A 13671-nucleotide genomic window follows, 5' to 3' on the forward strand; every position below is an offset into this window, starting at 1 on the left:
CCGGCTCGACGGCGCGGTCACGGCGACGCTGCGATCAGTCCTGCGGCTCGGTCGCCTCATCCTGCGCGCCGAGGCCGAGCCAGGTCGCCGCGGCGGTCCACATCTCGCCGAGCATCGCCGGGGTGTTCATGTCCGAGTGTGCGCACGGTACCCGGGCCTCGCTGATCGTCCCGGTGATGTAGGGCTGCCACAGTTCGGGGGTGGGCCAGCCTTCCGGGTTCTGGCCGGCCACGATCACCAGGGCGTCACCGTCGTACCGCCCGTACCCGTGGCTCTCGATGCAGGTGAAGTTGTTGGCCCACACTCGCGCGAAGCGTCGCAACTCCTCCTCCGCGGCGTTACCGAGCACGGCGCCGGCCTCCTTGCGGACGACCTCGGTCAGGTGGTCGAGCTGGGTCTCCTCGTCCACGACCGGCTGGTCACCGATGACAGCCGCGATACCCGGGTCCGTGGGGTACTGGTCGAGGATGATCAGGGCACCGATCCGCTCCCCCACCGCCTGCAGTTGCACCGCCATCTCGTGGGCGAGCGCCCCGCCGTACGACCAGCCGAGCAGATGGTAGGGGCCGGTGGGTTGCACGGCCCGGATCGCCTCGATCGAGATCGCCGCGGCCTCCCGCAGCGAGCTGGTCAACGGGCGGCTGCCGTCCATACCCGGCGACTGCACCCCGTACAGCGGGATGCCCTTCGGCACGAACCGGGCCAGCGGGCTGTAGGTCCAACTCAACCCCCCGGCCGGCGGCAGGCAGAAGAACGGAGGCCGGTCGCCCTTGGTGCGGATGGGCAGCAACACGTCCAAGCCATTGGCCATGGACGCGAGGTCGATTCGCTCGATCAGCTGAGCCACGGTCGGGGCGACGAACAGGTCCCGCACCGCGAACGACAGGCCCCGCTGCCGCGCCGACTCGACCCACCGTACGGCCAGCAACGAGTGGCCGCCCAGAGCGAAGAAGTCATCCTGGGGGCCGACCTTGGGCACGCCCAGAACCTCGGCGAACACCTCGCACAGGGCGTCCTCGATGACGGCGTTGCTGCGGCTGCGCTCGCCGTCCCCGCAGCTGTACTCCGGCGCCGGCAACGCCCTACGATCCAGCTTCCCGTTCGGCATCAGGGGGAACCGTTCCAGTTCCACCACCGCCGCCGGGACCATGTATCCCGGCAGCCGACCCTGCGCCTCGGCGCGCAGGACGACGCCGAGGTCCTTGTCCGCGCCGGGCGCCGGAACCACATAGGCGACCAGGCGCCGGTCCCCCGGGCTGTCCTCGCGCAGCAGCACCGCGCACTGCGCGACACTCCGGTGGGCGGCCAGCACCGCCTCGATCTCCCGCAACTCGACCCGGAAGCCACGGACCTTCACCTGGTCGTCCGCCCGCCCCAGGAACTCCAGATCACCGCTGGGGTTCCAGCGCACCAGATCACCGGTGCGGTACATCCGTCGACCCGCCCCGCCGAAGGGGCAGGCCAGGAACCGTTCCGCCGTCAGGCCGGGCCGACCGAGATAGCCACGGGCCAGTCCGTTGCCCGCGATGTACAGCTCACCGGCGACTCCCGGCGGCACGGGCGCCAACCGGGCGTCGAGCACGTACACCTGGGTGTTTCCCACCGGACCGCCGATGGCGGAGACACTCCCCGCGTCGGCGGTCGTGCGGCGGGCGGTGGACCAGACGGTCGTCTCCGTCGGACCGTACAGATTGCTGAATTCGCCGGCCCGGTGTATCAGTGTCCGCGCCAGTTCCTCGGGAAGCGCCTCTGCGCCGACCGTGACCCGCACCCTCGTCCAGTCGACCGGGTCATCGTCGTCGGAGACCAGCCCTCGCCACAGGCTCGGAGTGGCGTGCACGACCGTCACCTCGCGGTCGCGGACGATCCGGCGCAGCTCCCACGGATCCAGTACCTGCTCCTGCGACGCCAATACGATCCGCGCTCCGGTGACCAGCGGCAGACACAGCTCGAAGCCCGCCATGTCGCAGCCCACCGTGCTCACCGCCAGCAGCCGGTCCTCGCCGGTCAGCCGGAACCGCTCCTGCATCGCGGCCAGGAAGTTCCCGATCGCACGATGCTCCACAAGTACACCCTTGGGACGTCCGGTCGAGCCGGAGGTGTAGATCACCCACATCGGATGCTCCCGACGCGGCCCGACACGCAACGGGCCACTGTCACGCCCGGCCAGGTCGGCCACCACCGCCGGGTCGTCGAGACAGATCACCGGAAGACCGCCCGGCTCGTCCGGACGAACCCCGAAGTCCGCAAGCTGCGCGCGCAGCCGGGCGCTTGTCAACAGACAGACCACTCCGGCGTCGCCGATCACGTAGGCGGTACGCTCCGACGGGTACGCCGGGTCGATCGGCAGGTACGCGCCACCGGCCTTGATGGTGCCGAGCAGCGCGACGACGAGATCGTCGGTGCGCTCGAAGACCGTCGCCACGATCGACTCCGGGCCCACACCTCGGGCGACCAGGTGTCGGGCCAACCGGTTGGCTCGCGCGTCCAACTCTGCGAAGGTCAACACCGTCTCGCCGAACTCGACGGCGATCGCGTCCGGCGTGCGTGCCACCTGCGCCTCGAACATCTCGACCACGGTGGCGCCCGGCACGTCCAGAGCGGTGTCGTTCCATCCGGCGACCACCTGATGCCGCTCGTGGGCGTCCAGCACGTCCACGGCGCTGACCCGCACGGAGGAATCAGCGGCCAGCAGATCCAACACTCGTACCCACCGGTCGGCGATGCGCCGGGCGGACGCCTCGTCGAACAGGTCGGCGGCAACAGCCACGGCCCCGACCAGCCCGGCCGGAGCGTCATCACGATCGCGGACTTCGGCCATGCTGAAGTCCAGGTCGAACTTGACGGTGGTCGGGCCGCCGGGTACACCGCCGCCTGCGGCGTCCGCGCCGGGCAGGATCAACGCGACGTCGGCGGTGTTCTCCAGCAGCAACATCACCTGGAACAACGGATGCCGCGCCAGCGATCGACTCGGTGCCAACTCCTCCACCAGCCGCTCGAACGGCACGTCCTGATTGGCGAACGCGCTCAGGCTGGTCTCCCGCACCCGCCCGAGGATCTCGGCGAACGTCGGATCTCCGGACACGTCCGTACGCAACACGAACGTGTTGACGAAGTAGCCGACGAGGTCGTCGAGCGCCTCGTCGCCCCGTCCGGCCACCGCGGAGCCGATCGGAATGTCGGTGCCCGCTCCGAGACGGGACAGCAACGTCGCCAGCGCGCCGTGCAGCACCATGAAGAGGGTGACGCCCTCGGCGCGGGCGATGTCCATCAGCCGCGCGTGCGTTTCGGCGGTGATCCGCACCGGTACGGCGTGTCCCCGATGACTGGCGACCGCCGCCCGGGGGCGGTCGGCCGGCAGCGGCAGTTCCTCCGGCGCCCCCGCGACGGCCTCCCGCCAGTACGCCACCTGCCGGGAGATCAGGCTGTCCGGCTCGGTCACGTCGCCCAGCCGATCACGCTGCCACAGCGCGAAGTCCGCGTACTGCACCGGCAGCGGCGTCCAGGCGGGCGGGACGCCCTCCCGTCGTGCCGCGTACGCGAGGGAGAAGTCTCGGGTGAGGGGGCCCCAGGACCAACCGTCGCCCGCGATGTGGTGCATCACCACCACCAGGACGTGCTGTTCCGGGCCCGTGCTGAACAGCCAGGCGTGGATCGGCACCTCGACAGCCAGGTCGAACTCGTGCTCCTTGGCCGCCGCGACCGCTTCGGTCAGGTCTGCGGCATCGAGTGTGACATGGGTGAGCGGCTCGGGAACATCATCGACGGGCACGATCCGCTGGTACGGTTCGCCGTCGGCAACCGGATAGACGGTGCGCAGCACCTCGTGCCGGTCGAGTACGTCGCGCAGCGCGGCGGCCACGACATCCGGATGCACGATGCCGCCGAGCCGGACCGTCCGGGGGATGTTGTAGGTGGCGGTACGACCCTCCAGCTGGGCCATGAACCACAACCGCCGCTGGCCGTAGGACAGCGGCAGCGTCTCGGGTCGGGCCTGGGCCGCCAGCGGCGCACGGACCTCGTCGGCGTCCGTCAGCCGCGCCAGCAGTCCAGCCGGGGTCGGCGACTCGAACAGCACCCGGATCTCCACCTCGACGCCGAGCAGTGCACGGATCCGGGAGATCAGCCGTACGGCGAGCAGGGAGTGCCCCCCGAGGCCGAAGAAGTCCCCGTCGGGTCCGACGGCCGGCAGACCGAGCACGTTGGCGAACGCGGCGCGGAGGATCTCCTCCCGTACGTCTGAGGACGCCCGCCTGTCGGCCTTCTCGGACGGGGTCTCGGGTGCTGGTAGTGCTTGTCGGTCGAGTTTGCCGTTGGAGGTCAGTGGTAGGGCGTCGAGGACGACGAGGGCGCTGGGGACGAGGTGGGCGGGTAGTCGTTTCGCGGCGAACGTCTGAAGCTGGGTGGGGAGGTGCGCCGGGTCGGCGTCCCTGTCGGGCACGACGTAGCCGATCAGGCGTCGTTCACCGGTGTTGTCTTCGCGGGCGATCACGGCGGCCTGCTCAACGTCGGGATGCGCGGTCAGGACGGTGTGGATCTCGCCCGGCTCGACCCGATACCCGCGGATCTTCACCTGATCATCGACGCGGCCGAGGAACACCAACCGCCCATCAGGAAGATGCCGCACCCGGTCCCCGGTGCGATACATCCGCTCACCGGAACCGAACGGACACGCCACGAACCGCTCGCCGGTCAACCCCGCCCGGTCCACGTACCCGCGAGCCACCGCCGCGCCCGCGACGTACAACTCACCCGCCACCCCGACCGGCACCGGCTGCAACCGGTCGTCAAGCACGAACGCGCGCACGTTACGAATCGGCGTACCCACCGGCACCACGGCATCACCGTCAAGACGACCCGTGAGCACACCGATCGTCGTCTCCGTCGGCCCATAATGGTTGAACACCGGCCGGCCGTCCGCAGCCGCCACCAGGTCCCGCACCCAGTCCACCGGGGCCGCCTCACCACCCAGCACCACACCACCAGCGGGAACCAAAGCCGCCAGGCCACCCGCAGCGCCCAACGCCATCAGATGCGACGGCACCACCTTGAAATGATCGATCCGGTGCTCGACCAGATACCCGGCCACCGCCACCGGGTCCGTCACCACCCGCTCAGGCAGGATGTGCAACTGCCCACCCCGCGCCAACGACGCGAACAACACCGTGTTCCCCAGGTCCGTCACCTGCGCCTGCAACAACGCAAACCGACCCCCCGAAACCGGAAAACCCAACCTCTCCGGCACCGACGCCACATAATTCGCCACCGCCGCCTGCGTCACCACCACACCCTTCGGCCGCCCCGACGACCCCGACGTATAAATCACATACGCCATTGCATCGGCCGGGCCCGCCACCGGCGGGGTGGTCGGTTCCAACACTGCCAACGCCTGCGCGAACGCCGGATCGTCCAGCGCCACGATCCGGATCTTCCCCGCCGGCAACTCATCAGCCGTGTCCACGTCGGTCAGCAACAACACCGCCCGACTGTCACGCAACACGAACGCGACCCGCTCCACCGGCTGACCCGCGTCCACCGGCAGATAACCCGCACCCGCCTTCCACACCGCCAAAATCGCCACCACCACATCCACACCCCGCGGCAACGCCAACGCCACCACCGACTCCGCACCCACACCCTGCGCCACCAAGAACCGCGCCAACCGGTTCGCCCGCACATCCACCTGCGCGAACGTCGTCTCCACCCCATCGGCCACCACCGCCACCGCGTCCGGCGTCCGCACCACCCACTCCTCAAACAACCCCAACACCGACTCCACCGGCGACACATCCGTCGTGTCATTGAAATCCACCACCACCCGACGCCGTTCCACCTCATCGAGCAGATCCACCGCCTGCACCCGAACCGACGGATCCGCCGTCACCGCCTCCAACACCCGCACCCACCCCGACGACACCCGCGCAGCAAACGACTCATCGAACAGATCCGCCGCGACCGTCACCGCACCCCGCAGACCCGCCGGACGACCCTCCTCATCAAACGTCTCACCCACCAACACATCCACATCAAACTTCACCGACACCGACACCGACACCGACTCAGCCCGCGACACACCCGTCGTCTCCACACCCGGCAAATCCAACACCGCATCGATCGTGTCGGTCTTGGTCAACACCACCTGGAACAACGGATGACGCGCCATCGACCGCACCGGCGCCACCTCCTCCACCAACCGCTCGAACGGCACATCCTGATGCGCCGCACCCGCCAACGCCGCCTCCCGCACCCGCACCAACACCTGCGCGAACGACGGATCCCCCGACAAATCCGCCCGCAACACCACCGTATTCACAAACAACCCCACCAGATCATCCAACCCCTCATCCACCCGACCCGCATGCGCCGAACCAATCGGAATATCCACCCCCGCACCCCACCGCGACAACAACACCGCCAACGACGCCTGCCACACCATGAACACCGTCACCCCATACGCCCGCGCCACCTCCACCAACCGCGCATGCAACCCCGCCGACACCTCCACCGGCGCCTGAAAACCCCGATGACTCGCCACCAACGGACGCACCCGATCAAACGGCAACGACAACTCCTGCGGCACCCCCGCCAACACACCCCGCCAATAACCCAACTGCCGCGACAACCTACTCTCCGGATCCGACTCATCCCCCAACAACCGCCGCTGCCACAACGCAAAATCCGCATACTGCACCGGCAACGGCAACCACCCCGGCACCCCACCCGCACACCGCGCCGCATACGCCACCGACACATCCCGCGCCAACGGACCCATCGACCACCCATCACCCGCAATGTGATGCACCACCACCACCAAAACCTCACCATTCACCAACACCGCCCGCAACGGCACCTCCACCGACACATCAAAACCCCGCCCCACCACCTCCTCAATCACCCCACCCACATCCACCGACTCCACCCGCTCCAACCGCCAATCCAGCTCCGCCACGTTCAACACCCGCTGAAACGGCTCCCCATCCACCACCGGAAACACCGTCCGCAACACCTCATGCCGCCCCATCACATCCCGCAACGCCCACTCCAACGCATCCACATCAACCGCGCCGGACAAACGCGTCACCACCGGCATGTTGTAAGCCGAACCGGCCCCCTCCAACTGATTGATGAACCACAACCGACGCTGCCCGAACGACAACGGCAAACGCTCCGGCCGCTCCCCCGCCACCAACACCGGCCGGGCAGAACCACCCTCACCCAACCGCCCCGCGAAGGCCCTCGGCGTCGGCGCCTCGAACAACACCCGCAACGACAAATCCACCCCCAAAACCGACCGCAACCGACTCAACAACCGCACCGCCAACAACGAATGCCCACCCAGAGCGAAGAAGTCGTCCTGGACACCGGCCCGGGGCAGACCCAACACATCCGCGAACATGCCGGCGACCAACTCCTCCCGGGCGTCCAACGAGGTCCGCACGCCGCCGATGGCGAGGGCCGACGCCGGCAGCGCCCGACGGTCCAACTTTCCGTTCACGGTCACCGGCAACGCGTCAAGGACCACCACCGCCGCCGGGACCATGTACTCCGGCAACCGCTGCGCCACGAACTCCCGCACCCCACTGCCGTCCCCACCGACGACGTAGGCGACCAACCGGTCGTCCCGCACGATCACCGCTGCCTGGGTCACGTCCGGATAAGCGGCGACGGCGGCCTGCACCTCGCCCAGCTCGATCCGGAAGCCCCGCAACTTCACCTGCTCGTCGACCCGACCCAGGTACTCCACTCGTCCGTCGACGGCCCAGCGCACCACGTCACCGGTGCGGTACATCCGCTCCCCCGGCCCGCCGTACGGACACGCCACGAAACGCCCGGCGGTCAGGCCTGGCCGGCGCAGGTACCCCCGCGTCATGCCGGCACCCGCCAGGTACAGCTCACCGGGCACCCCGGTCGGTACCGGACGCAGCCGGGAGTCCAGCACGTAGGCCCGGGTGTTCGCGACCGGCCGGTGGCCGATGGCCTGGCGTCGGTCCGCGCCGTCGGCCCAGAGCGCATCGACGGTGAACTCGGTGGGCCCGTACATGTCGACGGTTGACCGGACGTCGGAGCGGCGCAGCAGCTGCCACAGCTCGTCACCAACGCCCTCGCCGCCGAGCATGAGAACCGACAGCGAGGTGGACAGCAGACCATCGGCGACCAGCTGCTCGGCGTACGTCGGCGTGAGGTCCAGCACGCCGATGCCTTCGTCCGCGATGTAGCGCACCAGAGCAACCGTGTCCCGCCGCAGCTCGTCACCGATGAGGTGCAGCTCGTGGCCGCCCACCATCCACAGCAGGCCCTCCCAGGAGGTGTCGAACGACAGCGACGCCGTCAATGCGACCCGCAGCCGCTCGTTCGCCGATGCCATCACGCCCGACCGGTGGAAGGCATACAGGTTCTGCAACCCACCGTGGGTCGCCAGCACACCCTTCGGCCGACCGGTCGACCCCGACGTGTAGATCACGTATGCGGCCTGTCCCGCCGCGATCGGCACCTGGGGCGCCTCGGTGGGCAGGCCCGCGAGTTCGGCGGCGACCTGGGCGTCGTCCAGCAGCACCGTCGGCATGTCCAACGCGGCGCGAGCAGCGGCGCGACTCGACGTCAGCACCACCACCGGCGCCGCGTCCGCGATGATGAAGCCGATCCGCTCCGCCGGATACTCGGGGTCGATCGGCAGGTACGCGCCGCCGGCCTTGAGCACTGCCAGGAGTGCGACGACCACCTCCGGGCCCCGCTCCAGCAGCAGACCGACAACTGATTCCGGCCCCACCCCGCGGGCGGCGAGCAGCCGGGCCAGTCGGTTCGACCGCTCGTCCAGTTCGGCGTACGTGAACGTCGAGCCCTCGCACACCAGCGCCGTCGCGTCCGGCGTCGCCGCGGCCTGCGCTGCGAACACCTCCGGCAGTAGCGGCGCCCCCACGGCGCTCTGGGTGCTGTTCCACTCCACCAGTAGCCGGTGCTGCTCGTCCCCGTCGAGCGAATCGACGGCGGCGAGCGCGGGGGGCTGCGCGGCTTCCAGGGCCGCGGTCAGGTTGCCGGTGGTGGTGGCCAGCAGCCGGGCCACCGCCTGCGGATCGATCGGGGCGACGGCGTCGACGGTGATCCCAAGGCTCTCGCCGTCGTCGTCCACCGAGACGGAGAGCGGGTAGTTGTCGTACTCACGGGCGTACACCACGGCGATTCCGTCCAGCCCGGTGTCCACCGGCTCGGCGTGCCCCGGTCCGGTCTCGCGGGAGGAGTTGTGCCGGTAGTTGAGGATCGAGGTGAACAACGGCGCTTCGCCCTCGACGGCACTGGCCCGCTGCGCGGCGGCCAGTGATGCGTGCTCGTGTTCCAGCAGGCCGGCGAGTTGGTCGCGCATGACGCTGACGGCGTCACGGGCGTCGACGCGGTCGGTGCGCAGCCGGACCGGCAGTGTGTTGATGAACGGTCCGGGTACCCGGCCGCCACCGGAGCCGGCGTCCATCCGGCCGAACAGGACGGTGCCGAAGACCACGTCGGCCCGGCCGGACAGCACCGCGACGGTGCGCGCCCAGGCGACGTGCAGCAGCGTGGCCGGGCTGGTGCCGAGCGAACGGGCCACGATCCGCAGCCGGTCCGTCACCGCGGCGTCCAGCCTCTGCCGGACGGTGGACTGGCTGGTGCCGTCGCCGCGCACGTCCAGGACCCCGTACGGGGCGGTCGGCTCGTCAACGTCGCCGAGCAACTCGGAGAAGTACCGCTCATGTTCCTGAGCGCTGACAGCGGTCCGGGTTCGCGCCACGAACTCCCGGAACGGCACCACCGGCGGCAGCGCGTCATCGCGCCCGGCCAGCACCGCGCCGACTTCGGAGATGAGCAGGTCCAGGCCCATGTGGTCCTGCACCATGTGGTGCACCCGCACCAGCCCCAACCACTCGTCACCACCCTGCAACGCCGCCGTGTGCACCTCGATCAACGGTGCCCGGCCCAGGTCCAGCACCGAGCCGGCGGCCTCCACCAACTCCGCCACCGGGTCGGGCCCGCCGACCAGCGTCTCGGTGACGGGCAGCGTGACCTGCCGCCACACCACCTGCACCGGCGAGTCCAACCCCTGCCACACGATCGACGTCCGGAAGATGTCATGCCTGTCGATCACCCGTTGCAGCGCGCCGAGGAACGCGTCGAGCAGCTCCCGCGTGTCGAAACGCAGCACCGTCGGCAGCGAGTACGCGTCCTGACCGTCCTCGGCCAACAGGTGATGGAACAGCAGCCCTTCCTGCAGCGGCGCGAGCGGATAGACGTCGGCGACGTTCGCCGCGCCACCGTCGACCGTCGCCACCACCCGATCGACCTGCCCCTGGGTGAGTTCCACCAGCGGCAGCATCTCCGGCGTGATCGCCGTGACATCCGCGGGAATGGCGTTGTCCGGCACCACCACCTCGACACGACCGGCCACTACCGCGGCCAACCCCGCTGGTGTCGGTGTCTGGAACAACGCCCGCACCGGCACCGACAGCCCTCGCTGCCGCAACCAGTCCACCAACCGCACCACGAGCAGCGAATGCCCACCCAGAGCGAAGAAGTCGTCGTCCACGCCCACCGCCGGCAACCCGAGCACCTCGGCGAATCCCGCGCAGAACAATTCCTCCCGCGCGTTAGCCGGACCCCGTCCCACACCCACACCCGCCGCGAAGTCCGGCGCCGGCAGCGCCAGGCGGTCCAGCTTTCCTACCGCCGACAACGGCAACGTCTCCAGGACCAGCACCGCCGCCGGGACCATGTACTCCGGCAGCAGGGTGGCCGCGTGCGCGCGGACCCGCGCCGGCAGCCGATCGCGCTCGACGCCGGCCGCCGGTACGACGTAGGCGACGAGACGTTTCTCGCCGGTGGTGTCCTCGCGGGCGAGCACGGCGGTCCGGACCACGTCTGGATGGCCGGCGACCACGGCCTCGACCTCGCCGAGCTCGATCCGGAACCCACGAATCTTCACTTGATCGTCGGTGCGGCCAAGGTAGTGGAGTTCCCCGTCGGCGTCCCAACGCACCAGGTCGCCGGTGCGGTACATCCGCTCCCCGGGGGTGAACGGGTTCGCGACGAACCGCTCGCCGGTCAACGCCGCCTGCCCCAGGTAGCCCCGCGCCAGGCCGGTGCCCGCCAGGTAGAACTCGCCCGCCACCCCGACCGGCGCGGGCGACAGCCCGCCGTCCAGCACGTATACCCGGGCGTTCGTCACCGGTCGGCCGATCGGCGGGGTGCCCTGCACCGGGCCGGTGGAATGCCACTCGGTGGCGTAGACGGTCGCCTCGGTCGGGCCGTATATGTTCGCCACCCGCGCCCCGGGCAAAGCCGTACGCACCTCTGCCACCGTCCGCGCCGTCAACGCCTCACCCGCCAACACCACCGTGCCCACCCGCGCCCGCACCCCGTCGCCGAGCACGCGCGCCAACGCCGACGGCACCGCACTTACCAGACTCAGATCCCAGGTCCGGTCCCGTTCGGCCAACGCCAACAGGTCCGCCACGATCTCCACGCTGCCGCCACACACCAACGGGCCGAACAGCTCGAACACCGACACGTCGAAGCTCAACGACGTCGATGCGAGCACCCGCGCGAAGTCCGCCTCACCGAACCGGTCGGCCGCCCAACCGACCAGATTCGCCAAGGAACGATGCTCGACCACCACACCCTTGGGCTGGCCCGTCGACCCCGACGTGTAGATCACGTAGGCCGGGTGGGCTCCCCGCACCACCGACCGCGACGACCTCGCCGCGCCGCCAGGCAGATCCCCGAGGAGCAGTCGCGCGACCCCCGGCGGCAACACGTCCTGCACCGCGGGCGAGGTCACCACCGCCACGGGCGCCGCGTCCGCCACCACGAACGCCACCCGCTCCACCGGATAGCCGGGATCGATCGGCAGGTACGCCCCGCCCGCCTTCCACACCCCAAGCACCGCGACCAGCAGATCCGTCCCGCGCGGAAGGCACACGCCCACCGCCGACTCCGGCTTCACCCCGCGCGCCAGCAACACCCGCGCCAGCCGCTCCGCCCGCGCGTTCAACTCGGCGTACGTCAGCGACTCGTCACCAGACACGGCCGCCACCGCGTCCGGCGTCCGGGCCACCTGCGCCGCGAACAACTCCGGCACGGTCGCGCCCACGGACGCCACCGCCGTGCCGTTCCACTCCACCAACACCCGGGACCGCTCGGCCTCACCGACCACGTCCACCATGCCCAGCCGTGCCTTCGGATCAGCAGCCACCGCCCCCAGCACCCGCACGAACCGGTCGACCAGGAGTCGTGCGGACGCCTGGTCGAACAAGTCGGCGGCGACGATGACGTTGCCGCGCAGCCCGGCCGGGGCACCGTCGGCGTCGAGCACCTCCTCCAGCGCGAACTCCACGTCGAACTTGGCCGCCACCGAACCCGGTCTGCCCCAATCCACCCGCAGGCCGGCCAGGGCGGGCGCCTCGCTCCGCGGGCCAGCACCGAGAGTGACGTTGTTGACGGTCAGGAGAACCTGAAAGAGCGGGTGGCGGGACAGCGAACGAGGCGGCGCCAGCTCCTCCACCAGCCGGTCGAACGGCACGTCCTGGTGCTCGAACGCCTCCCAGCTGGACCGACGGACCCGAGCCAGTAGCTCGGTGAACGTGGGGTCACCGGACAGGTCGGTACGCATCACCAGGGTGTTGACGAAGAAGCCGACGAGATCGTTGAGAGCCTCGTCGGTCCGTCCGGCGAAAGCCGTACCGATCGGGATGTCCGTGCCCGCGCCCAGCCGGGACAGCAGCACCGCCAGCGACGCCTGCAGTGCCATGAAGACAGTGACGCCCTCGGTCCGCGCCAGTCGCGTCAGAGCGGCGTGCGTCTCGGCGGGCACCTGCACCGCCAGGCGGTGACCACGGTCGCTGAGAGTCGCCGGCCGGGCCCGGTCGAACGGCAGGTTCAGCTCCTCCGGCACCCCGGCCAGGGTTCTGCGCCAGTACGCGACCTGACGGCACAGGAGGCTGGTCGGGTCCTGCCCGTCACCGAGGAGCTCACGCTGCCACAGCGCATAGTCGGCGTACTGCACCGGCAGCGGCGCCCAGTCCGGGGCACGCCCGACCAGCCGCGCCTCGTACGCCTGTGACACGTCCCGGAGCAGCGGCCCGACCGACCAGCCGTCCGACGCGATGTGATGCAACACGAGGGTCAGCACGTGCTCGTCCGGCGCCAGGGCGAACAACCAGGCCCGGATCGGCGCCTCGCTGGCGAGGTCGAACACGTGAGAGGTGGCCGCCAGCACCGCCGCATCCAGCCCCTGATCCGTGGCCGGGACGACGTCGAGATCCCAGCCCAGCTCGTCCAGGCCCAGAATGCGTTGGTACGGCTCACCGTCACTGACGGTCAGGACGGTCCGTAGCACCTCGTGCCGGTCGAGGGTGTCGCGCAGCGCCTGGCGCAGCGCGGCCGGGTCCAGTTCGCCGTGCAGGCGCAGCACCAACGGAGGAAGGTTGTAGAGGGTACTGGGCCCTTCGAGTTGTTCGATGAACCAGAGTCGACGCTGGGCGAACGACAACGGAATCATCCGTCTCCTCCTAGCGATGCAGCGGCCGCCGGGTCGGCACGGCTGATCAGGCTCGATGACGTACGCCGGAAGTTCCTTGACCTGTGGCGGACGCCAACGCCCGGGCCGTGGCACAGACCGCGCCGCACCGGCGCGTTCACGAGCCGGTG

General features: G+C 69.9%; 1 protein-coding gene. It reads right to left on the reverse strand.

Features of this window, described 5'->3' with window-relative positions:
* Nucleotides 1–34: 34 nt before the first annotated feature.
* Nucleotides 35–13522, reverse strand: a complete 13488-nt coding sequence (locus ACQP1S_RS20805; protein ID WP_432898079.1) for an amino acid adenylation domain-containing protein — start codon at nucleotides 13520–13522, stop codon at nucleotides 35–37.
* Nucleotides 13523–13671: the final 149 nt, after the last annotated feature.

The sequence above is a fragment of the Micromonospora matsumotoense genome (genome assembly GCF_050951065.1).
In the GTDB taxonomy this organism is placed as follows: domain Bacteria; phylum Actinomycetota; class Actinomycetes; order Mycobacteriales; family Micromonosporaceae; genus Micromonospora; species Micromonospora matsumotoensis.